This window comes from Klebsiella sp. GL120222-02 (assembly GCF_003097195.1).
Classification (GTDB): Bacteria; Pseudomonadota; Gammaproteobacteria; order Enterobacterales; family Enterobacteriaceae; genus Klebsiella; species Klebsiella variicola.
Genome location: NZ_QEQO01000002.1, coordinates 835549 through 858016 on the forward strand (window position 1 = coordinate 835549; position 22468 = coordinate 858016).

The window sequence follows — 22468 nt, forward strand, 5'->3', positions numbered from 1 at the left end:
GCTCTCCTGTGCCAGGGAGAGCGATATTTTTCCCTTTCTACATTGTTCAAATCTTCGGTATCCGCCCGCCATCCATTTCCACGCTAAAGCGCATCGCCTGGCGCCAAGGTGTCGATCATCGTTCCGTCTGATGTGTTGGCGTGCAAGATGACATGGAGGGGAAGGTAACGCGAGTAAATCGCCGCCTGGCGCGATACCAGGCGGCTGATGGTCAGGCGGTTTTGGTCGCCGCCTTCAGGCTCTGGACGAAGGCTTTCAGTTCGTCGAGCATGCTCTGCGGCTCATCAAGGTGGCGTTCGATGATTTTGACGATGGCGGAACCGGAGATAGCCCCGGCGGCTCCGGCGTCAATGGCGGCGCTCACCTGCTCCGGCGCGGAGATACCAAAGCCCTGCAGCGGCGGCGCGGCGTGATATTCCGCCAGCTTCTCCACCAGGTGGTGCAGCGGCAGCGCGGCGCGATTTTCCGCACCGGTCACCCCGGCGCGCGACAGCAGATAGGTGTAGCCGCGGCCATAAGAGGCAATCTGGCGCAGTAAATCGTCATCCGCATTGGGCGGGCAGATGAAAATCGGCGCGATGTTATGGCGCATCGCCGCCTGGCGGAACGGGGCGGACTCTTCCACCGGCACGTCGGCCACCAGCACCGAGTCAACGCCGACGCGGGCGCACTGGGCATAGAACGCATCGATGCCCGGGCTGAAGACGAGGTTGGCGTACATCAGCAGGCCGATTGGGATGGTCGGATGCTTCTGGCGGATCGCCGCCAGCATCTCAAAGCACTGCGCCGGGGTCACTCCCGCGGCGAAGGCGCGCAGGGCCGCGCCCTGGATGGTCGGGCCGTCCGCCAGCGGGTCGGAGAAAGGGATCCCCAGCTCAAGGGCATCGGCGCCGCCTTCGATCAGCGCATCGATAATTTTGAGCGACTGCTCCGGTCCCGGATCGCCAAGGGTGACAAAGGGAACGAAGGCGCCTTCCTGGCGATTTTTCAGTTGGGCAAACAGCGTCTCATAGCGTTCCATCAGATTTCCCCTCGCGCTTTCAGGATGTCATGTACGGTGAAAATGTCTTTGTCGCCGCGACCGGAGAGGTTAACCACCAGCAGCTGCTCTTTTTCCGGGTTCTCGCGCATCATCTTCAGCGCGTGGGCCAGGGCGTGAGAGGACTCCAGCGCCGGGATAATCCCTTCGTGGCGGGAGAGCGCTTTAAACGCATCCAGCGCTTCGTCGTCGGTGATCGACACATAGTCAGCGCGACCGGTGCTGTTCAGAAACGCGTGCTGCGGCCCAACGGACGGGAAGTCCAGCCCGGCGGAAATGGAGTAAGACTCTTCGATCTGGCCGTCGGCGGTTTGCATCATCGGCGACTTCATACCGAAGTAGATCCCCACGCGGCCATGCTTCAGTGGCGCGCCGTGCTCGCCGCTTTCGATACCGTGCCCGGCCGGTTCCACGCCGATCAGGCCGACGTTGGTTTCATCAATAAAGTCGGCAAACATGCCGATGGCGTTTGACCCACCGCCAACGCAGGCGATCACCGCGTCCGGCAGACGTCCCTCTTTTTCGAGGATCTGCGCTTTAGTCTCTTCGCCAATCATGCGCTGGAATTCACGTACAATGGTCGGGAACGGATGCGGACCGGCGGCGGTGCCCAGCATATAGTGCGCCTTCTCGTAGCTACCAGACCAGTCGCGCAGCGCCTCATTACAGGCATCTTTCAGCGTGGCGGAGCCGCTGTGCACCGGGATCACCTCGGCACCCATCAGGCGCATACGGAAGACGTTCGGCGACTGGCGCTCGACGTCCTTGGCGCCCATGTAGATACGGCATTTCAGGCCGAGCAGGGCGCTGGCCAGCGCTGAGGCGACCCCGTGCTGACCGGCGCCGGTCTCGGCGATAATTTCGGTTTTACCCATCCGTTTGGCCAGCAGGGCCTGGCCCAGCACCTGGTTGGTTTTGTGCGCGCCGCCGTGCAGCAGATCTTCGCGTTTCAGGTACAGGGTGGTGCGAGTACCTTCGGTCAGATTCCGGCATTTGGTCAGGGCCGTCGGACGTCCGGCGTAGTTTTTCAGCAGGTCAGTGAATTCCGCCTGAAAGGCCGGGTCCTTCTGCGCGCTGACAAAGGCTTCTTCCAGCTGGCGCAGGGCGGGCATCAGGATCTGCGGCACATACATGCCGCCGAATTCGCCGAAGTAGGGGTTCAGTAAAGTGCTCATTATTGCTCCTTAATATGCGCGCAGCGTCTGGAATACGGAGGCCAGTTTGCTGGCGTCTTTAATCCCGGGTTGCGACTCTACGCCTGAATTGAAATCGAGTCCGGCACAGCCGCTTTTGGCCGCTTCCACACAGTTATCGGCACCCAGGCCACCCGCCAGCATGACGTTGCGCAGATCCTGGCCCTGCAGCAGGCTCCAGTCAAAGCGCTGGCCGCTGCCGCCCTGGCCGTTGTCGAACAGGTACTTGTCGACATGGCGGAGAGTACGGGCCGGGAGGGTTTCACCAACGCTCAGCGCTTTCCAGATACGGACGTTGTCCGCGAGGGCGTCGCGCAGTGCGTCGATATAGGCCTGGTCCTCATCACCGTGCAGCTGGACGGCGGCCAGCCCCAGAGCCTGCGCGCGGGCGACCACCTCGTCCAGCGGCGCATTGCGAAACACGCCGACGTACTGCAGCGGCGCAGCGGCGATCACCGCTTTGGCCTGGGCGTCATTCACCGCCCGCGGCGAAGTCGGGACGAAAATCAGGCCACCGTAGATGGCGCCGGACTCCCAGGCCACCTGGGCATCCTGCGGGCGCGTCAGGCCGCACACTTTATTCTCGCCGAGCAGCACGCGTTTAACCGCCGCTTCCAGATCCGCCTGTTCCATCAGGGCGGAGCCGATCAGGAAGCCGTTGGCGAAGTGGCTCAGCTCGCGCACTTCAGCATAGGTATGGATGCCGGATTCGCTGATCACCGTGACATCCGGGCCGAGACGCGCCGCCAGCTGACGGGTGCGGTTAAGGTCAATCGACATATCGCGCAGGTCGCGGTTGTTAATGCCCACCACCTTCGCCTTCAGGGCGATGGCGCGCTCCAGCTCCTCTTCATTGCTGACTTCGGTCAGCACGCCCATATTCAGGCTGTGCGCCACCGCGGAGAGCTGGCGGTACTGCTCATCGTCGAGCACCGAGAGCATCAGCAGGCAGGCATCGGCCTGATAGTAGCGCGCCAGGTAGATCTGGTAAGGGTCGATGGTGAAGTCCTTACACAGGATCGGCTGCGGCGCGACCTTGCTGACGATCGGCAGAAAATCGAAACTGCCCTGGAAATATTTCTCATCACACAGCACTGAGATCGCCGAGGCGTAGTGTTTGTAGATGCTGGCGATCGCCGCCGGATCGAAATCTTCGCGAATCAACCCCTTCGACGGCGAGGCCTTTTTGCACTCGAGAATAAACGCGGTGCGGGTGCCGGCCAGCGCGTCATAGAAATTGCGCTGCGTCGGGACCACTTCATTCTGAAAACTGGCTAACGGTTGTTGTTGTTTGCGGGCTTCTACCCAAATCGCTTTGTCGGCAACGATTTTTGCTAAAACGGTCTGCATTCTTTACCCTCTTGCCGCTAAGGCGGTCACTCTGTCATAGGCCGCGCCGCTGTGCAGCACATCCAGTACCTGCTGAGCGTTAGCTTTCAGATCTTCATGCCCGTGTAAACGCATCAACATGGCGACGTTGGCGGCGACGGCGGCTTCGTGAGCGGCTTCACCTTTACCTTGTAGCAAGCGCGTCAGAATGTCACGATTTTCTTCCGGCGTGCCGCCCGCCAGCTGCGCCTGATGGTAAGGCGTCAGGCCGAAGTCGTCAGCGGTCAGCTGATAGCTTTTGATTTCCCCGTTATGCAGTTCGGCCACCACCGTGGGCGCATGCAGCGAGACTTCATCCATCCCACCGCTGTGCACCACCGCCGCGCGCTGATAGCCCAGCACGCGCAGGGTCTCGGCGATCGGCAACACCAGTTCCGGGCTGTAGACGCCAATCAGCGCCAGCGGCGGATGCGCCGGGTTGATCAGCGGCCCCAGCACGTTAAACAGGGTGCGGGTCTTCAGCTGCTGACGGACCGGCATCGCGTGGCGGAAACCGGTGTGGTATTTCGGCGCGAACAGGAAACAAACCCCCAGCTCATCGAGCGCCGCGCGGGATTTATCGGCGTTCATATCGAGATTGATGCCGAAGGCCGCCAGCAGGTCAGAAGAGCCTGATTTACTGGAGACGCTGCGGTTACCGTGTTTCGCCACTTTCAATCCACAGGCCGCAGCGACAAAGGCGCTGGCGGTGGAGATATTGATGCTGTTGCTGCCGTCGCCACCGGTGCCGACGATGTCGGCAAACAGGTAGTCCGGGCGCGGGAACGGCGCGGCGTTTTCCAGCAGCGCGGTGGCGGCGCCGGCAATTTCCTGCGGCTGCTCGCCGCGCACTTTCATACTGACCAGCGCGGCGGCCAGTTGCTCAGGCTTCACTTCACCGCGCACGACGGCGGAGAACAGCTGGTGGCTCTCCTGCTGGCTCAGGGTTTCCGCCTGATAGAGCTTCTCAAGGATCGGCTGGAGGGTGTTAGTGTGCTCCAGCTTCTGCAGCGCCCAGGCCAGGGTCTGCTCCAGCAGCCGTGCGCCCTGAGTGGTAAGGATCGATTCCGGATGGAACTGGAAGCCGCACACCCGGTCCGCATCGTGACGCACCGCCATCACCATACCGTTGAAATTGGCGTTAATCGTCAGCCCGGCGGGAATATTGCTGCCAACCAGCGAGTGGTAACGCGCCACCGGCAGTGGGTTAGCCAGACCGGCAAACATGGCCTGGCCGTCGTGCTCAATGCTGGATGCTTTGCCATGGAGGATCTCGCCCGCCTGGCCGACATAGCCGCCGTAGGCTTCGACAATAGCCTGATGACCGAGGCAGATGCCGATGATCGGCAGCTTGCCACGCATACGGGTCAGCAGTTCCGGCATGCAGCCAGCTTCGCTCGGCGTACCCGGGCCCGGGGAGAGCATCAGCACCGGGTTGTCCATGGTGCCCAGACGCTCAATCAGCGCCTGCGCCGGGACGGAGTTACGGTAAATCACCACGTTATGACCATTGGCCCGCAGCTGGTCTGCCAGGTTATAGGTGAAAGAATCGATATTATCGAGCAGCAGAATGTCAGCCATCAGAAAATCTCCTTCGCGTGATGGGCCTGGGCAATGGCGCGCAGCACCGCGCGGGCTTTATTTCGGGTCTCATCCGCTTCCGACTGGGGAACCGAGTCGAGCACAATGCCGGCTCCGGCCTGGACGGTAGCGATACCCTCCTGCACGTAGGCGGAACGGATGACGATGCAGGTGTCGAGGTCGCCGTGGGCGGTGAAATAGCCCACCGCGCCGCCGTAGCTGCCGCGGCGTTTACCTTCGGCGGCGGCAATCAGCTGCATGGCGCGGACCTTCGGTGCGCCGCTGAGGGTGCCCATGTTCATGCAGGCGCGGTAGGCGTGCAGCACATCGAGGTCCTGACGCAGTTCGCCGACCACGCGGGAGACCAGATGCATCACGAAGGAGTAACGGTCAACCTTCGTTAAATCGGCGACATAGCGGCTGCCCGGGGTACAGATGCGGGCCAGGTCATTACGCGCCAGATCCACCAGCATCAGGTGTTCGGAAAGCTCTTTATGGTCGGTGCGCATTTCCAGTTCGATGCGGCTGTCAAGATCGCGATCCAGCGAACCGTCGGCGCGGCGGCCGCGTGGCCGGGTGCCGGCGATAGGGTAGATCTCAATCTGACGGCTGACGGCGTCATATTTCAGCGAACTCTCCGGCGAGGCGCCGAACAGGGTGAAATCGTTGTCCTGCATAAAGAACATGTACGGGCTGGGGTTGCTCTTCTTCAGCACATCATAAGCGGCCAGCGGCGACGGGCAGGGCAGCGAGAAGCGACGGGAAGGAACCACCTGGAAGATTTCCCCGGCGCGGATCGCGCGCTGCATTTTGCGCACCACCGCACCGTACTCTTCATCGCTCTGGTCAACGTCGCACTGCATTTCGGCCACAGTGGTAACCGGCAGCGGCGCCGGCGGCTCGTTCAGTTGCTGACGCAGCTGGCTCAGGCGCTGCTCCAGGCGCTGTTTTTCACTCTCCAGCGGGGTGAACAGGCTGGCCTGAATGCGGGTATGCTTGGTCTGATGGTCGATGACCAGCAGAGTTTCTGCCAGATAAAAGCAGTAGTCCGGGCAGGCGGTGTCGCTCTGCAGCGGTGGAAGATCTTCAAAGCCGGCGACCAGGTCATAGGCGAACAGGCCGCCGAAGAACATCGCTTCACGCTCGTTGGCCGGGACGGTCACCAGCTCCTGCAGGAGACGGAAGGCGTCAAACACCGACAGTGAGCAGAGGCGGGCGTCTTCATCGAGCAGGGTGCTGACCGCGGGGAAGGTCAGGATGCGGCCGTTGGGCTGGCGCTGATTGGCGATCCCGGAGGGCAGCGCGCCGTCCAGCAGTTCCAGCAGCGCGGCGCCGTTAGCGGAAAACGCCTGAATAGTGACAGTGTCACCAAGAGCGGTGATGCGCAGCGCGCTGTCGACCAGCAGCAGGCTTTTTAAGTCATCTTTGCTGTCGATATCAGCGGATTCCAGCAGCAGCGTGGCCGGACGGGCGCCACACAGTTGGTGGAATAACGCCGTCGGGTTCTCCCGGTAGATGGCGTCGCTGGTGAGAAGCTCGAGTGCCGGTTTGGATGTTTGCATTATTGTTCTCGCCTGTTCGTATTATTTTTTGTCCAATAAAAAGCCCGCTCATTGGCGGGCCGGGTATCTGTATGCTGAATGCAAAACGCGATCACGCCGCCCGTTATCAGGAGGTGCGCCACCAGCTGTGCAGAGTGATAAAGTGCATTTTCATCGTGATACCCCTTCATGTGAACTTGCGTACTAGTTAACTAGTTCAATGGAATAAAGTCAACCCTTGTTTGCAGATTTTCTCTGCCTGTCGGTATGATAATGCGCTTATTTACGTTGATGTCCAGCAGGAGTCCTTTTGAGCGACAGCCAATACGCAGTGATTTACGATCTGCACAGCCATACCACCGCCTCTGACGGGCGGCTGACTCCGCAGGAACTGGTCCATCGCGCCCATGAGATGCGCGTAGGCACCCTGGCGATCACCGACCATGACAGCGTGGCGGCGATCCCGGCCGCCCGGGAAGAGATCGCCCGTGCCGGATTACCCTTAACGCTGGTAAACGGCGTCGAGATTTCGACGCTCTGGGAGAATCACGAAATACATATCGTGGGTCTGAATATTGATATTGCGCACCCGACGATGACCGCGCTGCTGGAGGAGCAGAAAGCGCGACGCCAGCTGCGGGGCCAGATGATTGCCGAGCGTCTGGAGAAGGCGCGGATCCCTGGCGCCTGGGAAGGGGCGCTGCGGCTGGCGGACGGTGGCGCCGTCACCCGCGGCCATTTTGCCCGTTTTCTGGTGGAGGCTGGCCATGCGAAAAACATGGCGGAAGTCTTCAAAAAATACCTTGCCCGCGGGAAAACCGGTTACGTGCCGCCGCAGTGGTGTACAATAAAACAAGCGATTGATGTCATTCATCATTCTGGCGGCAAGGCGGTGATAGCCCATCCCGGGCGCTACGATCTCTCCGCCAAGTGGTTGAAGCGGCTGTTGGCCCACTTTAGCGAGCAGGGCGGTGATGCCATGGAAGTGGCCCAGTGTCAGCAGGCGCCCCATGAACGCGCCCAGCTGGCCACCCTGGCCGTGCAGTTTGGTCTGCTGGCGTCACAGGGCTCCGATTTTCATCAGCCCTGTGCGTGGATCGAGCTTGGCCGTAAGCTCTGGCTTCCTGCCGGCGTGGAAGGCGTCTGGCACAGCTGGGAAGCGGCCGCCAAATAAAAATTGAGAGGGAAGTATGAGCCAGTTTTTTTATATCCATCCGGATAACCCGCAGGCGCGGCTGATTAACCAGGCGGTGGAGATTGTGCGTAAGGGCGGGGTGATCGTTTATCCGACCGACTCCGGCTACGCCCTGGGCTGCAAAATTGAAGACAAGGGCGCGATGGAGCGGATCTGCCGTATCCGTCAGTTGCCGGACGGCCACAACTTTACCCTGATGTGCCGCGATTTGTCCGAGCTGTCAACCTACGCTTTTGTCGACAACGTGGCGTTTCGTCTGATGAAAAACAACACGCCGGGCAACTACACCTTTATCCTCAAGGGGACCAAAGAAGTGCCGCGCCGGCTGCTGCAGGAGAAACGTAAAACCATCGGCATGCGCGTCCCGTCTAACCCTATTGCTCAGGCGTTGCTCGAAACTTTAGGCGAACCGATGCTGTCCACGTCGCTGATGCTGCCCGGCAGCGACTTTACCGAGTCCGACCCGGAAGAGATCAAAGATCGTCTGGAGAAAGTGGTGGACCTCATCATTCACGGCGGTTTCCTCGGGCAGCAGCCGACCACGGTTATCGACCTGACGGAAGATACCCCAGTGGTGCTGCGCGAAGGCGTCGGCGACGTGAAGCCTTTCCTCTGATCGTCATCGTCGGGCGGTGGTTCATGCTCCGCCCGGCACCCCGCGTTTCCTTCCTGACGGCACGACAATCAACCACAGCGCCAGACCGATCAGCAGTGCGCCGAGAATCAGCCCTTTTTGTATGGTCTCTCCGAGGCACAAATAGCCCCACAGCGCCGCAAAAGGTGGGATCAAAAAGGTCACGGACAGCGAACGCAGCGGTCCTATATCAGCAATCAGGCGAAAATAGAGAATATACCCTGCTGCCGTACAGACCACGCCCAGCATGACTATCGCTATCCACGGCAGGCTCTGCCGCCAGTCTATGACCGGACCATACCAGCCTGACCAGAGAAAGAAAGGCAACAGAAACAGCGTGGCGCCGACCTGGCTGCCCAACGCAACGCGCTCAGCCTCAAGGCCGCCCCGCTGCTGGATCCAGCGGCGGGTCAGAAAGCCGGCCAGACCGTAACAAGCGGTCGCGATCAGGCAGGCCCCGATCCCTGGCAGCAGGAGGGCGGCGCTGAGGCTGGAGGTTGGGCTCGCAATGACTGCCACGCCAATGGCGCCCAGTAACGCGCCGCCGCCTTTGCGCAGGGTTAACGGTTCTGCAAAGCATAACGCGCCGATAAGCATTCCCATCATCGGCGCCGTGGCGTTGAGCGTGGCGGAGTACCCTGCCGGCAGCCACTGTGCGGCAAGGCAGTACATCAGAAAAGGAAGGCCTGAATTAATGACCCCCAGCTTCAGAGTGGATATGAATTTTCCCTGATACCCGCTCCATTTACCCTGCACGCCGAGTAACAGCCCGAGCGCGATAGCGGCGAACAGTACGCGAAGAAAAGCGCTGATCATCGCCCCGAAGGCCGGGGTGGTGATGCGCATAAACAAAAAACTGGCGCCCCAGAGAGCGGCGAGCAGCAGCAGGCGGCCATAGTCGATAACACGCATGATTGACTCCTTGTATTCACGAAGGAAGTCAACTGTAGAACTCACGTGCAGCGTCCGACAAACGCGTTATGCTTACATGGTTAAGTTATTCTTAACTGAGATGCCATGTCGATGAAACTTCCACCACTGAATGCGCTGCGCTGCTTTGAAGCGGCGGCACGGCTGCTTAGTCTGAAGCAGGCCGCCAGTGAGCTTTGCGTTACGGCAAGCGCCGTCAGCCAGCAAATTGCCCGCCTCGAGGAAGCGCTGAATACCCCGCTTTTTATTCGTACTCCCCGACAGTTACAGTTAACGGAGGTGGGGGAGATCTACCTGCGGGCCGTTCAGCCCGCCTTTCTCCAGATAGCCGCCGCCACCCAGCGCCTGCAGGTGCCCGCGGGGCCAGAAAAGGTGACGCTCAGCTGTACCAGCGGCTTCGCCATTCAGTGGCTGCTGCCGCGGCTGGCTGATTTTGAACGACGTTATCCAAAGATTGAGATCCAGATCGGCACCACCAACCGACGAGTAGATTTGGTGAGTGAAGGGATCGATTTTGCCGTGCGTCATGGTGTCGGCGGCTGGCCGGAACTGCAGGCTTACCGCCTGCTGGATGACGACCTTATCCCGGTCTGCAGTCCGCAACTGATTGCTCCGCGCCGGTCCCTCGCCGGTGCGGGCGATCTGCTGCAGTATCCGCTGCTGCACGATGAGCATCGTGAAGACTGGGCGCTGTGGTGTGAGGCTGTGGGGCTGGAGCCGGACCGCGCGCGCCGCGGTCCGGTGTTCACTGATTCCAACGGCGTGACGGAGGCGGCGTTCGCTGGTATGGGGATGGCATTACTGCGACGTTCATTCATAGCGTCTGCGCTGACGCAGGGGCGGCTGGTTAATCCTCTGGCGCAGCCCATCGCCTGTCCGCTGGCCTATCATCTGGTTTACCACGAGACCGCGCTGCTGGCGCCTGCCAACCGCTGTTTTCGCGACTGGCTGCTCGGCCAGCGCCCGGCTGTTGTTGAGGAGGGCGCGCAGTGAGGAGGATCACTGTCCGGTAAAGATCTCTATGTGTGAAGGCGCACAGGAGAATGAGGAAAATCTGTTCCATACTCAAGGTGCGATACGGCGAACAGAAGCTTTCCCGACGAAGTTAGTGTAGTATGTTCGGCCACGATTACGGGCTCGCGGTGAATGTTTTGCGCATGCCAGCGAGACTTTACGTAAAAAGTATATACGTAACAATGAGTTGTTCATACAGGCCTCATTGTTTCATAAAGCATACCAGACGCCTGGGAAGGCGACACCTTAAGGAAGCTCAATGAGCGAGAAACTGCAAAAAGTGCTGGCCCGCGCCGGCCACGGCTCCCGCCGTGAAATTGAAGCGAAAATCGAAGCTGGCCGCGTCAGCGTCGACGGAAAAATCGCCACCCTCGGCGATCGTGTGGAAATCGTCCCCGGTTTAAAAATTCGTATCGATGGTCATCTGATCTCGGTGAAAGAGTCTGCTGAGCAGATCTGTCGCGTGCTGGCTTACTATAAGCCGGAAGGCGAGCTGTGCACCCGTAACGATCCGGAAGGGCGCCCGACGGTGTTTGATCGCCTGCCAAAACTGCGCGGCGCGCGCTGGATTGCCGTTGGCCGTCTGGACGTGAACACCTGTGGCCTGCTGCTGTTCACCACCGATGGCGAACTGGCAAACCGCCTGATGCATCCGAGCCGTGAAGTCGAGCGTGAGTACGCCGTTCGCGTTTTCGGCCAGGTGGATGATGATAAGCTGCGTCAGCTGTCTCGCGGCGTGCAGTTAGAAGATGGTCCGGCAGCATTTAAAACCATCAAATTCACCGGCGGTGAAGGGATTAACCAGTGGTACAACGTCACCCTGACCGAAGGGCGTAACCGCGAAGTGCGTCGCCTGTGGGAAGCGGTCGGCGTGCAGGTCAGCCGTCTGATCCGCGTGCGCTATGGCGATATTTTGCTGCCGAAAGGCCTGCCGCGCGGCGGCTATACCGAACTGGACCTGGCGCAGACCAACTACCTGCGCGAGCTGGTGGAGCTGACGCCGGAAACCAGTTCTAAAGTTGCCGTCGAGAAAGACCGTCGCCGGATGAAAGCCAATCAGATCCGTCGGGCGGTGAAGCGTCACAGCCAGACCAGCGCTAACCCGCGCCAGGGTAACAACAGCAACCGTCGTTCCAGTACTCGCAATAAGACCAACGGTTAATGTTGTGCGTTCCGGTGGATTGCCGCCGGAACGCGTACTGCCTTTCGCCGTATCAGGCCCTCAGTAGTCAATTCCCATCTGCGCTTTAATCCCGGCATCAAACGCATGCTTGACCGGACGCAGTTCGCTGACGGTATCCGCCAGTTCAATAATATCGCGATGGCAGCCGCGGCCGGTAATGATCACCGACTGATGGGCAGGACGCTCACGCAGGGCGCTTAGCACCGACTCCAGCGGCAGGTAATCGTACGCCACCATGTAAGTCAGCTCATCCAGCAGCACCAGATCGAGCTGGTCGTCAGCCAGCATACGGCGGGCATGCTCCCAGACCGCCAGACAGGCGGCGGTGTCGCTGTCGCGATCCTGGGTGTTCCAGGTGAAGCCTGTCGCCATCACCTGAAATTCGACGCCGTGGGGTTCCAGCAGGTTACGCTCACCGTTAGGCCAGGTCCCCTTAATAAACTGGATCACGCCGACTTTTTTGCCGTGGCCGACGGCGCGGGTCGCGGTGCCAAAGGCGGCGGTGGTTTTGCCTTTGCCGTTGCCGGTAAAGACCATCACAATGCCGCGTTCGTCCTGGGCTGCCGCCACCCGGGCGTCAACTTTATCTTTCAGCCGCTGCTGGCGTTCGCGGTAGCGTTCATCACTCATTGGGCAATTCCTGGCTTACGGCCCGGTTGGGCGTCAAAGGTCATTCCCGTCTTGCGGCGACTGTCGTCACCCATCAGCCATAGATAGACGGGCATAATGTCAGCGGGGGTCTTCAGTTTTAGCGGATCTTCCGTCGGGAAGGCGCTGGCGCGCATCCCGGTGCGGGTGCCGCCGGGGTTGATGCAGTTCACCCGCAGATGACGGCTTTGGTACTCGTCGGCCAGCACCTGCATCATCCCTTCGGTGGCGAATTTGGAGACCGCATAGGCGCCCCAGTTGGCGCGGCCCTGACGGCCAACGCTGGACGAGGTGAAGACCAGCGAGCCCGCATCCGAACGGAGTAATAAAGGAAGAAGCGCCTGGGTCAGCATAAAAGTGCCATTGACGTTCACCTGCATCACCTGCTGCCAGACCTCCGGCTTCTGCTCGTCCATGGGGCAGATGTCGCCGAGCAGGCCGGCGTTGTGCAGCACGCCGTCAAGACGGGGATAGTGCATACTTATCTGCTGCGCCAGCTGCTGGCACGCCTGCGGCGTGCAGGTTAGCAGGTCGAGGGTAAACCAGCGGGCGGGAATGCCGCCCTCGCGTTCAATCTCCTGGGCGACGGCGCGCAGTTTTTCGTCGTTGCGGCCAAGCAGAATCACGCTGGCGCTATAGCGCGCGTAGGTCAGGGCCGCTTCACGACCAATCCCGTCGCTGGCGCCGGTGACCAGGATGATGCGATCTTTCAGCAAGTGGCGTTGCGGTTGATAATGCACGGCGACTCCTTGGGCGATCGGTTCCCGATCGCGCTTCATCTTTGGTATCTCACTTTTGCGCTGTTATGCCTGAAAGTGCTCGCCATTGCAATCGGCGAAGCGGAAAGTATTCAGAAAATTAATATCTTGCAACGATTTCAGCCTCGCTGAAAAAAAACGGAATCCGCTGCGCACAAGACACAAAGCACAAAGACTTCTCGCCAGGGGCTGATGTACACTGTGCAGCAACGTCAGTGCTTTACACAAGGTGAAAACGTGGAATTACTTGCTCAGTACGGCTTATTTTTAGCCAAGATCGCGACGGTTGTCGTCGCTATCGCGGTGATTGCCGCTATTATCGTCAACCTGGCCCAGCGTAAGAAGCAGCGCGGCGAACTGCGGGTGACCAATCTTAGCGAGCATTACAAAGAGATGAAGGAATCGCTGGCGGTGGCGCTGCTTGACGGCCCGCAGCAGAAACAGTGGCATAAAGCGCAGAAGAAAAAGCAAAAACAAGAGGCGAAGGCCGCGAAAGCGCGGGCGAAGCTGGGTAACGTGGAGCCGGAAGGCAAGCCGCGCGCCTGGGTGCTGGATTTCAAAGGCAGCATGGATGCCCATGAGGTCAACAGCCTGCGGGAAGAGATCACGGCGGTGCTGGCGGCGGCGAAAGCGCGTGACCAGGTGGTGATTCGTCTGGAAAGCCCCGGCGGGGTGGTTCACGGTTACGGACTGGCAGCCTCTCAGCTGCAGCGGTTGCGCGACAAACAGATCCCGCTGACGGTGGCGGTTGACAAAGTGGCGGCCAGCGGCGGCTATATGATGGCTTGCGTGGCCAACAAAATTGTGTCGGCGCCGTTTGCGATCCTTGGCTCCATTGGCGTGGTGGCGCAGATCCCTAACCTCCATCGCTTCCTGAAGAACAAAGATATTGATATCGAACTGCATACCGCCGGGCAGTACAAACGGACGCTCACTATGCTGGGCGAAAATACCGAAGAAGGGCGGCGCAAGTTCCGTGAGGATCTCAATGAGACGCACCATCTGTTCAAGGATTTCGTCCATCGGATGCGTCCTGGACTTGATATTGAGCAGGTAGCTACCGGCGAGCACTGGTACGGGGTGCAGGCGCTGGAAAAAGGGCTGGTGGATGCGGTTGAAACCAGCGATGAGCTGTTGCTGGGGCTCATGGAGAGCCACGAGGTGATCGGGGTGCGTTATCAACAGCGTAAGAAAATGCTCGACCGCTTCACCGGTAGCGCCGCGGAGAGCGCCGATCGACTTCTGCTGCGCTGGTGGCAGCGCGGTCAGAAACCGCTGATGTAAACAACATAACGCGAGGCCAGGGCCTCGCGTTATCGTTTCCACCGGCCTTAATCGACCAGGTGATACTTGTCTGACAGCTCGTGGGCGAGGTACTTAAACATGTTAAATACCGCCGTACTTTTCGGCGTCGGTAAACCCTGCTCGTCAAGATAAAACTCACCGCTAAACACCAGGACATTGTTGCGCTGAACGACGTCGGTGGCTTCGATACCGGCTAACGTATCCTCATGTTCGCGAATAAGTTTGTTGGCTTTTTCGAGCAGCGTCTGGCGATCGATAGGTTGGGTTGTACCTTGCATAACGGACTCCTCTTTTTCTCCGCGCGTAGTTTACGCCGCGCGGCGGCGTGGGGCAAATTTTCCATGGACAAAACAGGGGTAATCGTAACCAGTGGAGAAACAGCCGTTTACTGGCGGGTTTCGCTTTTGCATGCTAATAAAGTTGCGTAACGAATTTTATCAGGTACAGTGTGACGCTTTCGGCGATCTGGCAACAGATTTGCTTGACATTCGGCCAAAAATTCTTCGTGCTATGTCACCTGACGCAAAAAAGTCAGCAAACTCAAACGCCTGGTTTTACGGAGATGAAGCGGGTGTTCAGGGTTGATATTCACCGACGGTGCCGCAACATATGAGGCAGTCGCCAGTGGAGGGTGTATGAATGTGCGATGTATTCCTGGATGAATCAAATTAGGTAAAGGTGAATATGGGTAAAGCTCTCGTTATCGTTGAGTCCCCGGCAAAAGCCAAAACGATCAATAAGTATCTGGGTAATGACTACGTGGTGAAATCCAGCGTCGGTCATATCCGCGATTTGCCGACCAGTGGATCAGCTTCCAAAAAGAGCACCGACTCTACCGCCACCAAAGGGGCTAAAAAGCCTAAAAAGGACGAACGTGGTGCTCTGGTTAACCGCATGGGCGTGGACCCATGGCATGACTGGAATGCGCACTATGAAGTACTTCCGGGTAAAGAAAAGGTAGTTTCAGAACTCAAACAGTTGGCGGAAAAAGCTGACCACATCTATCTCGCAACCGACCTTGACCGCGAAGGGGAAGCCATTGCCTGGCACCTGCGGGAAGTGATCGGCGGCGATGAACAGCGTTACAGCCGCGTGGTGTTCAATGAGATCACCAAAAACGCTATTCGTCAGGCCTTCGAAAAGCCGGGCGAACTGAATATCGATCGGGTTAACGCCCAGCAGGCGCGCCGCTTTATGGACCGCGTGGTGGGCTATATGGTCTCGCCGCTGCTGTGGAAGAAAATTGCCCGTGGTCTTTCTGCCGGGCGCGTGCAGTCCGTTGCGGTCCGCCTGGTGGTGGAACGTGAGCGTGAAATCAAAGCCTTCGTCCCGGAAGAGTACTGGGAAGTTGATGCCAGCACCACCACGCCGGGCGGCGACGCGCTGCCTCTGCAGGTGACTCACAAAGACGATAAGCCGTTCCGTCCGGTCAGCCGTGATGAGACCATGGCGGCGGTATCGCTGCTGGAAAAAGCCAGCTACAGCGTGCTGGAGCGAGAAGACAAGCCGACCAGCAGCAAGCCGGGCGCGCCGTTCATCACCTCCACGCTGCAGCAGGCGGCCAGCACCCGTCTCGGCTTCGGCGTGAAAAAGACCATGATGATGGCTCAACGTCTCTATGAGGCGGGGCACATCACCTATATGCGTACCGACTCCACCAACCTGAGTCAGGACGCGCTGAACATGGTTCGCGGTTATATCAGCGACAACTTTGGCAAAAAATATCTGCCGGAGAGCGCTAACCAGTACGCCAGCAAAGAAAACTCGCAGGAAGCGCACGAAGCGATTCGTCCTTCTGATGTGAGCGTGCTGGCGGAAACGCTGAAAGATATGGAAGCCGATGCGCAGAAGCTCTATCAGCTGATCTGGCGCCAGTTTGTCGCCTGTCAGATGACGCCGGCGCAATACGATTCCACCACGTTGACCGTGGCGGCGGGCGATTTCAAACTGAAAGCGCGCGGTCGTACCTTACGTTTCGACGGCTGGACCAAAGTGATGCCGGCGCTGCGCAAGGGCGATGAAGACCGGACGTTGCCGGTGGTTAAACAGGGCGACCGCCTGAGCCTGGTGGAGCTGACGCCTGCGCAGCACTTTACCAAGCCGCCGGCGCGCTTCAGCGAAGCTTCGCTGGTCAAAGAGCTGGAAAAACGCGGTATCGGCCGTCCTTCCACCTACGCTTCGATCATCTCGACCATTCAGGATCGCGGCTACGTGCGGGTGGAAAACCGTCGTTTCTATGCGGAGAAAATGGGCGAAATCGTCACCGATCGGCTGGAAGAAAACTTCCGCGATCTGATGAACTACGACTTCACCGCGCAGATGGAAGATCGTCTCGACCAGGTAGCCAACCACCAGGCCGAATGGAAAGAGGTGCTGAACCACTTCTTCGGCGATTTTACCACTCAGCTGGAGACCGCAGAGAAAGATCCGGAAGAGGGCGGCATGCAGCCGAACCCGATGGTGCTTACCAGCATCGACTGCCCGACCTGTGGACGTAAAATGGGCATCCGTACCGCCAGCACCGGTGTTTTCCTCGGCTGTTCGGGCTATGCTCTGCCGCCGAAAGAGCGTTGCAAAACCACCATCAACCTGGTGCCGGAAAACGAAGTCCTCAACGTGCTGGAAGGCGATGACGCGGAAACCAACGCGCTGCGTGCCAAACGTCGCTGTCAGAAGTGCGGGACCGCAATGGACAGCTACCTTATCGATCCTAAGCGTAAACTGCACGTGTGTGGTAATAACCCGACCTGTGACGGCTATGAGATTGAAGAGGGCGAGTTCCGCATCAAGGGCTATGACGGTCCGGTAGTGGAGTGCGAGAAGTGCGGTTCTGAAATGCACTTGAAAATGGGGCGTTTCGGCAAGTACATGGCCTGTACCAACGACGAGTGTAAGAACACGCGTAAGATCCTGCGCAACGGCGAAGTGGCTCCGCCGAAGGAAGATCCGGTGCCGCTGCCGGAGCTGCCGTGCGAGAAGTCTGACGCGTACTTTGTGTTGCGCGACGGGGCGGCGGGTGTCTTCCTGGCGGCCAACACCTTCCCGAAATCACGGGAAACGCGTGCGCCGCTGGTGGAAGAGCTGTACCGCTTCCGCGATCGTCTGCCGGAAAAACTGCGCTATCTCGCCGATGCGCCGCAGCAGGATCCGGAAGGTAATAAAACGCTGGTGCGCTTTAGCCGTAAAACGAAACAGCAGTATGTGGCTTCCGAAAAAGAGGGTAAAGCGACCGGCTGGTCAGCCTTCTTTATTGACGGTAAATGGACTGAAGCCAAAAAGTAATCGTGCAGTATCAGGCAGGAAAAGCGCGCTTTTCCTGCACTAACGGCCGGCAGAGGCAGTGGATGCCTCTGCCGCGTCGTTTCCCCTTCTGGATGGTCTTTTCTTCCCCTTATAACCACCTATATTATTTTTCGTTAGTATCTATACACTGTTGATATAAATGATATAGTGGTTATAGCTAATCCCTTTTTTATTATTAAAACGTCTTATACATCATCGCTTTCAGGATGCGTTGCGGCGCCACTACGGCCAACTGCCGGGAGGCTGGCCTCACGGTCGACAAGTTGCCTGAACGTAAAGTGTATTAAGCGGCTTCATTTTACGCGCAAACGGATATCAGCATGAAACTACAACAGCTTCGCTACATCGTAGAGGTGGTGAACCATAACCTGAATGTTTCATCCACCGCCGAAGGGCTTTATACCTCCCAGCCGGGCATCAGTAAGCAGGTCCGCATGCTGGAAGATGAGCTGGGCATCCAGATTTTCGCCCGCAGCGGCAAACATTTAACTCAGGTGACACCTGCCGGGCAGGAGATCATCCGTATCGCCCGCGAGGTATTATCGAAAGTCGATGCGATTAAATCTGTCGCCGGGGAGCATACCTGGCCTGATAAAGGGTCGTTATATGTGGCGACGACCCATACTCAGGCGCGCTATGCGTTACCGGGGGTGATCAAGGGCTTTATTGAACGCTACCCGCGCGTGTCGCTGCATATGCATCAGGGCTCGCCAACCCAGATTGCAGAAGCCGTATCGAAAGGCAACGCCGACTTCGCCATCGCCACCGAGGCGCTGCATCTGTATGACGATCTGGTGATGTTGCCATGCTATCACTGGAACCGGTCGATTGTGGTGACGCCTGAGCATCCTCTGGCCGCGAAGGGCTCGGTTTCCATTGAAGAGCTGGCGCAGTACCCGCTGGTGACCTATACCTTTGGCTTTACCGGCCGTTCAGAACTGGATACCGCGTTTAACCGTGCGGGTCTGACGCCGCGCATTGTCTTTACCGCCACTGATGCCGACGTGATCAAAACCTATGTTCGCCTGGGGCTTGGGGTCGGGGTGATAGCCAGCATGGCAGTCGATCCGGTCTCTGACCCGGACCTGGTGAAGCTGGATGCGAACGGCATATTCAGCCACAGCACCACCAAAATTGGTTTCCGCCGCAGCACCTTCTTACGAAGCTACATGTATGATTTTATTCAACGTTTTGCACCCCATCTGACCCGGGATGTCGTGGATACCGCGGTGGCTTTGCGGTCGAATGAAGATATTGAAGCGATGTTTAAAGATATAAAACTTCCGGAAAAATAACCCTTAAAGAAATAATGGCATTCCCTGTGGGGAGTGCCATTGACTATCATGGTCCTAATTTAACATCTTAAACCTCGAACCAATCACAAAATTAATAATTTCTGGCAACACGTTTGTCATTATGCCCGCCGCGATCAAATAACCGGTTAAATATATTCCATCAGGCCTAAATTCACTGGATTAATCTTTTATCCATAATTAAGATTTATCTGTACCTGATGATTTGAGCAATTGGTGGTGACAATATGATAAGTAATATCGATTACATGAAACTGGCGATGTCATACGAGAATGACAAAACCGAAATCGATCCCGTTCTGCGTAGTCGCGTATGGGGCGTAGTGTTGGTAGGGCTGGCGATGTTCTGGAGCATCATCGCGCTTACCATCTGCAACATCTGGATTGTCAGCTAAAGCTGTAGGTCATCGTTGTAGATACATGTCATTTTTATGACAGTGAAAGGAAACTGTAATATAAAATCAGTGACCGGCAATACAGGGAGAATATATTTTGCCGCTGGATTCATCCAATCTGAAATCACTCACAAGAGCTAATCATAGCCAGCTGGCCGATTAGCTCTTTTTTTGTCCTCGTGTACTAATACAATATCGTCTTAATCATCGCTTCTGCACTATTTTGGTGCTATTTCTCCGATTCCAGGATAATTCCCGATTAATCACTGTCGACCTCGGCGCATTTAGCAATTTGGGTTGTTATCAAAGTGTTATGCTCGGTATGTGTTATCTTTAATGGAGACCCTGAGGAGAATCAGGGTATGCCATCCCTGAGATAAAGGAGGAGCTATGTCGTCAACCCTACGAGAAGCCAGTAAGGACACGCTGCTGGTCAACGAGAAAACCTGGCATTACTACAGTCTGCCGCTGGCAGAGAAACAGCTGGGCGATCTCAGTCGACTGCCTAAGTCGCTGAAGGTGCTGATGGAGAACCTGCTGCGCTGGCAGGACGGTGACTCGGTGACAGAAGAAGATATTTGTGCCCTGGCCGGCTGGCTGCAACAGGCCCATGCCGACCGGGAGATCGCTTACCGTCCCGCGCGCGTCCTGATGCAGGACTTTACCGGCGTGCCGGCAGTCGTGGATCTGGCCGCCATGCGCGAGGCGGTGAAGCGCCTGGGCGGCGACACCGCGAAAGTGAATCCGCTGTCGCCCGTCGATCTGGTGATCGACCACTCGGTCACCGTCGACCGTTTCGGCGATGACGAGGCCTTCGAAGATAACGTCCGTCTGGAAATGGAGCGTAACCACGAACGTTACGCTTTTCTACGCTGGGGACAACAGGCCTTCAGCCGCTTCAGCGTAGTGCCGCCGGGCACCGGTATTTGTCACCAGGTCAACCTGGAATACCTCGGTCGGGCCGTCTGGAGCGAAGAGGTGAATGGGAAGTGGATGGCGTGGCCGGATACCCTGGTGGGCACCGACTCTCATACCACCATGATTAACGGTCTCGGCGTACTGGGCTGGGGCGTGGGCGGGATTGAAGCGGAAGCCGCCATGTTGGGTCAGCCGGTGTCGATGCTGATCCCGGATGTCGTGGGCTTTAAGCTCAGCGGCAAACTGCGCGAAGGCATCACCGCCACCGATCTGGTGCTGACGGTCACCCAGATGCTGCGCCAGCACGGTGTCGTCGGCAAGTTTGTTGAATTCTACGGCGATGGCCTGGATACCTTACCCCTGGCCGATCGCGCCACTATCGCCAATATGGCCCCGGAATATGGCGCCACCTGTGGTTTCTTCCCGATCGATGATGTGACGCTTAGCTATATGCGTCTGAGCGGCCGTAGCGAAGAACAGGTCGCCCTGGTGGAAGCCTATGCCAAAGCGCAGGGCATGTGGCGCCAGCCGGGCGATGAGCCGGTCTTTACCAGCACCCTGGCGCTGGACATGGGCAGCGTTGAGGCAAGCCTTGCCGGGCCGAAACGGCCGCAGGATCGCGTGGCGCTCGGCGATGTGCCGAAAGCCTTTGCTGCCAGCGGCGAGCTGGAAGTTAACCATCCTCAGCGTCAGCGCCAGCCGGTGGATTATACGCTGAACGGGCATCACTATTCGCTACCGGACGGCGCCGTGGCCATTGCGGCTATTACTTCCTGTACCAATACCTCCAACCCCAGCGTGCTGATGGCCGCCGGTCTGCTGGCGAAAAAAGCCGTCGAGCGTGGCCTGCAGCCGCAGCCGTGGGTAAAAGCTTCCCTGGCGCCAGGCTCGAAAGTGGTGTCGGATTATCTGGCTCATGCCGGCCTGACGCCTTACCTCGACCAGCTCGGCTTCAATCTGGTGGGATATGGCTGTACCACCTGTATCGGTAACTCCGGTCCGTTGCCGGAACCTATTGAAGAGGCGATCAAAAAGGGCGATCTGACCGTCGGGGCGGTGCTTTCCGGTAACCGTAACTTCGAAGGGCGTATCCATCCGCTGGTGAAAACCAACTGGCTGGCCTCGCCGCCGCTGGTCGTCGCTTACGCCCTGGCGGGGAACATGAATATCGATCTTACCCGCGAGCCGTTGGGGCAGGGCAGCGATGGCGAACCGGTTTATCTGAAAGATATCTGGCCGAGCGGGGAGGAGATTGCCCGTGCGGTGGAACAGGTGTCCACTGAGATGTTCCGCAAAGAGTACGCGGAAGTGTTTTCCGGTACCGAGGAGTGGAAAGCAATCAAGGTGGAGGCGTCAGATACCTATGACTGGCAGGAGGACTCGACTTATATTCGCCTGTCGCCGTTCTTTGACGAGATGGGCGTCGAACCGCTGCCGGTAGAGGATATTCATGGCGCGCGGATCCTCGCCATGCTGGGCGATTCAGTGACCACTGACCACATTTCGCCGGCGGGGAGCATCAAAGCCGATAGCCCGGCAGGCCGCTATCTGCAGGAGCATGGGGTTGCCCGGCGCGACTTTAACTCCTATGGTTCCCGTCGCGGTAACCATGAGGTGATGATGCGCGGCACCTTCGCCAATATCCGTATTCGTAACGAAATGGTACCGGGAGTGGAAGGCGGTATGACCCGACATCTGCCGGACCGCGAACCGGTGGCGATCTACGATGCGGCGATGCAGTATAAAGCGGAAGGCATACCGCTGGCGGTGATTGCCGGTAAGGAGTATGGCTCAGGTTCCAGCCGCGACTGGGCGGCGAAGGGGCCGCGCCTGCTGGGCATTCGGGTGGTGATCGCCGAGTCCTTCGAACGTATCCACCGCTCCAACCTGATCGGGATGGGGATTTTGCCGCTGGAGTTCCCGCAGGGCGTCACCCGTAAAACGCTGCAGTTGACCGGGGAAGAGCGGATTGATATTAGCAATCTGCAGTCGCTTCAGCCTGGCGCTACGGTGCCGGTGACCCTGACTCGCCCTGACGGTTCGCAGGAAGTGATCCCTTGTCGGTGCCGTATCGACACCGCGACCGAGCTCACCTACTACCGCAACGACGGCATCCTGCACTACGTTATCCGCAATATGCTGTAAAACAA

The 22468-nt window shown here is 58.3% G+C and carries 18 protein-coding genes and 1 other annotated feature; of the genes, 9 read left to right on the forward strand and 9 right to left on the reverse strand.

From position 1 onward, the window contains the following. Positions 1 to 211: 211 nt before the first annotated feature. Genes trpA through N438_RS09405 form a run of 5 tightly spaced genes read right to left on the reverse strand, consistent with a single transcriptional unit; the run spans position 212 to position 6743 of the window. Positions 212 to 1021, reverse strand: coding sequence for a tryptophan synthase subunit alpha (gene trpA, locus N438_RS09385; RefSeq protein WP_044612730.1), 810 nt, complete (start codon positions 1019 to 1021; stop codon positions 212 to 214). Next, positions 1021 to 2214, reverse strand: a complete 1194-nt coding sequence (gene trpB / locus N438_RS09390; RefSeq protein WP_012542059.1) for a tryptophan synthase subunit beta — start codon at positions 2212 to 2214, stop codon at positions 1021 to 1023. The genes trpA and trpB overlap by 1 nt, the downstream gene beginning before the upstream one ends. Before the next feature lie 9 nt (positions 2215 to 2223). After that, positions 2224 to 3582 carry a bifunctional indole-3-glycerol-phosphate synthase TrpC/phosphoribosylanthranilate isomerase TrpF gene (gene trpCF, locus N438_RS09395; RefSeq protein ID WP_008807775.1) on the reverse strand — a complete coding sequence of 453 codons (1359 nt, stop codon included), beginning with the start codon at positions 3580 to 3582 and terminating at the stop codon, positions 2224 to 2226. A gap of 3 nt (positions 3583 to 3585) precedes the next feature. Further along, on the reverse strand, positions 3586 to 5181 hold the full coding sequence (gene trpD, locus N438_RS09400; RefSeq protein WP_004148109.1) for a bifunctional anthranilate synthase glutamate amidotransferase component TrpG/anthranilate phosphoribosyltransferase TrpD: 1596 nt from the start codon (positions 5179 to 5181) through the stop codon (positions 3586 to 3588). Next, positions 5181 to 6743: an anthranilate synthase component 1 gene (locus N438_RS09405; RefSeq protein WP_116696250.1), complete on the reverse strand. Its 1563-nt coding sequence runs from the start codon at positions 6741 to 6743 to the stop codon at positions 5181 to 5183. Before N438_RS09405 ends, trpD begins: the two co-directional genes overlap by 1 nt. A 34-nt stretch (positions 6744 to 6777) precedes the next feature. Next, positions 6778 to 6873: a sequence feature (Trp leader region), on the reverse strand. A gap of 159 nt (positions 6874 to 7032) precedes the next feature. Between N438_RS09405 and rnm the strand changes: the two genes are divergently transcribed. Next, on the forward strand, positions 7033 to 7896 hold the full coding sequence (gene rnm, locus N438_RS09410; RefSeq protein ID WP_012542055.1) for an RNase AM: 864 nt from the start codon (positions 7033 to 7035) through the stop codon (positions 7894 to 7896). Positions 7897 to 7912: 16 nt separating this feature from the next. After that, on the forward strand, positions 7913 to 8533 hold the full coding sequence (locus N438_RS09415; protein ID WP_008807778.1) for an L-threonylcarbamoyladenylate synthase: 621 nt from the start codon (positions 7913 to 7915) through the stop codon (positions 8531 to 8533). Between the two features lie 21 nt (positions 8534 to 8554). On the opposite strand, the gene N438_RS09420 is transcribed toward N438_RS09415, so the two are convergent. After that, positions 8555 to 9463 (reverse strand): DMT family transporter, encoded by a 909-nt coding sequence (locus N438_RS09420; protein ID WP_044643098.1) that lies wholly within the window; start codon positions 9461 to 9463, stop codon positions 8555 to 8557. Positions 9464 to 9574: 111 nt separating this feature from the next. Between N438_RS09420 and gcvA the strand changes: the two genes are divergently transcribed. Both gcvA and rluB read left to right on the forward strand, forming a co-directional pair. Further along, positions 9575 to 10474 (forward strand): transcriptional regulator GcvA, encoded by a 900-nt coding sequence (gene gcvA / locus N438_RS09425; protein WP_032738897.1) that lies wholly within the window; start codon positions 9575 to 9577, stop codon positions 10472 to 10474. 280 nt (positions 10475 to 10754) lie between these two features. Beyond that, positions 10755 to 11657: a 23S rRNA pseudouridine(2605) synthase RluB gene (rluB, locus tag N438_RS09430; RefSeq protein WP_008807781.1), complete on the forward strand. Its 903-nt coding sequence runs from the start codon at positions 10755 to 10757 to the stop codon at positions 11655 to 11657. A gap of 60 nt (positions 11658 to 11717) precedes the next feature. Here rluB and cobO read toward each other — a convergent pair whose 3' ends face one another. Then, entirely contained in the window at positions 11718 to 12308 is a 591-nt protein-coding gene (gene cobO, locus N438_RS09435) for a cob(I)yrinic acid a,c-diamide adenosyltransferase (protein WP_002901749.1), read from the reverse strand. Further along, entirely contained in the window at positions 12305 to 13066 is a 762-nt protein-coding gene (locus N438_RS09440) for a YciK family oxidoreductase (protein WP_012542052.1), read from the reverse strand. The genes cobO and N438_RS09440 overlap by 4 nt, the downstream gene beginning before the upstream one ends. 255 nt (positions 13067 to 13321) lie before the next feature. On the opposite strand from N438_RS09440, the gene sohB reads away from it, so the two are divergent. Further along, the gene (sohB, locus tag N438_RS09450; RefSeq protein WP_008807783.1) at positions 13322 to 14368 is read left to right on the forward strand and encodes a protease SohB; all 1047 of its coding nucleotides are present in this window, start codon (positions 13322 to 13324) and stop codon (positions 14366 to 14368) included. Positions 14369 to 14415: 47 nt separating this feature from the next. Here the strand turns inward: sohB and N438_RS09455 are convergent, their stop codons facing one another. Then, the gene (locus tag N438_RS09455; RefSeq protein ID WP_002901761.1) at positions 14416 to 14667 is read right to left on the reverse strand and encodes a YciN family protein; all 252 of its coding nucleotides are present in this window, start codon (positions 14665 to 14667) and stop codon (positions 14416 to 14418) included. A gap of 406 nt (positions 14668 to 15073) precedes the next feature. Between N438_RS09455 and topA the strand changes: the two genes are divergently transcribed. The 4 genes from topA to acnA all read left to right on the forward strand — a co-directional run bounded on the left by topA (position 15074) and on the right by acnA (position 22463). Beyond that, complete coding sequence (topA, locus tag N438_RS09465; protein WP_008807785.1) at positions 15074 to 17671, forward strand: type I DNA topoisomerase; 2598 nt, start codon at positions 15074 to 15076, stop codon at positions 17669 to 17671. A gap of 341 nt (positions 17672 to 18012) precedes the next feature. Beyond that, on the forward strand, positions 18013 to 18987 hold the full coding sequence (gene cysB / locus N438_RS09470) for an HTH-type transcriptional regulator CysB (RefSeq protein ID WP_008807786.1): 975 nt from the start codon (positions 18013 to 18015) through the stop codon (positions 18985 to 18987). A 245-nt stretch (positions 18988 to 19232) separates the two neighbouring features. After that, positions 19233 to 19400, forward strand: coding sequence for a YmiA family putative membrane protein (locus N438_RS09475; RefSeq protein WP_002901776.1), 168 nt, complete (start codon positions 19233 to 19235; stop codon positions 19398 to 19400). 390 nt (positions 19401 to 19790) lie between these two features. Continuing rightward, the gene (gene acnA / locus N438_RS09480; RefSeq protein WP_116696251.1) at positions 19791 to 22463 is read left to right on the forward strand and encodes an aconitate hydratase AcnA; all 2673 of its coding nucleotides are present in this window, start codon (positions 19791 to 19793) and stop codon (positions 22461 to 22463) included. Positions 22464 to 22468: the final 5 nt, after the last annotated feature.

Coding starts and splice junctions, on each gene's coding strand:
- rluB (WP_008807781.1), top strand. CDS start 10,755: ATGAGCGAGAAACTGCAAAAAGTGCTGGCCCGCGCCGGCCACGGCTCC.
- trpA (WP_044612730.1), bottom strand. CDS start 1,021: ATGGAACGCTATGAGACGCTGTTTGCCCAACTGAAAAATCGCCAGGAA.
- trpB (WP_012542059.1), bottom strand. CDS start 2,214: ATGAGCACTTTACTGAACCCCTACTTCGGCGAATTCGGCGGCATGTAT.
- cysB (WP_008807786.1), top strand. CDS start 18,013: ATGAAACTACAACAGCTTCGCTACATCGTAGAGGTGGTGAACCATAAC.
- N438_RS09420 (WP_044643098.1), bottom strand. CDS start 9,463: ATGCGTGTTATCGACTATGGCCGCCTGCTGCTGCTCGCCGCTCTCTGG.
- topA (WP_008807785.1), top strand. CDS start 15,074: ATGGGTAAAGCTCTCGTTATCGTTGAGTCCCCGGCAAAAGCCAAAACG.
- acnA (WP_116696251.1), top strand. CDS start 19,791: ATGTCGTCAACCCTACGAGAAGCCAGTAAGGACACGCTGCTGGTCAAC.
- trpCF (WP_008807775.1), bottom strand. CDS start 3,582: ATGCAGACCGTTTTAGCAAAAATCGTTGCCGACAAAGCGATTTGGGTA.
- N438_RS09415 (WP_008807778.1), top strand. CDS start 7,913: ATGAGCCAGTTTTTTTATATCCATCCGGATAACCCGCAGGCGCGGCTG.
- trpD (WP_004148109.1), bottom strand. CDS start 5,181: ATGGCTGACATTCTGCTGCTCGATAATATCGATTCTTTCACCTATAAC.
- N438_RS09455 (WP_002901761.1), bottom strand. CDS start 14,667: ATGCAAGGTACAACCCAACCTATCGATCGCCAGACGCTGCTCGAAAAA.
- cobO (WP_002901749.1), bottom strand. CDS start 12,308: ATGAGTGATGAACGCTACCGCGAACGCCAGCAGCGGCTGAAAGATAAA.
- gcvA (WP_032738897.1), top strand. CDS start 9,575: ATGAAACTTCCACCACTGAATGCGCTGCGCTGCTTTGAAGCGGCGGCA.
- N438_RS09405 (WP_116696250.1), bottom strand. CDS start 6,743: ATGCAAACATCCAAACCGGCACTCGAGCTTCTCACCAGCGACGCCATC.
- N438_RS09475 (WP_002901776.1), top strand. CDS start 19,233: ATGATAAGTAATATCGATTACATGAAACTGGCGATGTCATACGAGAAT.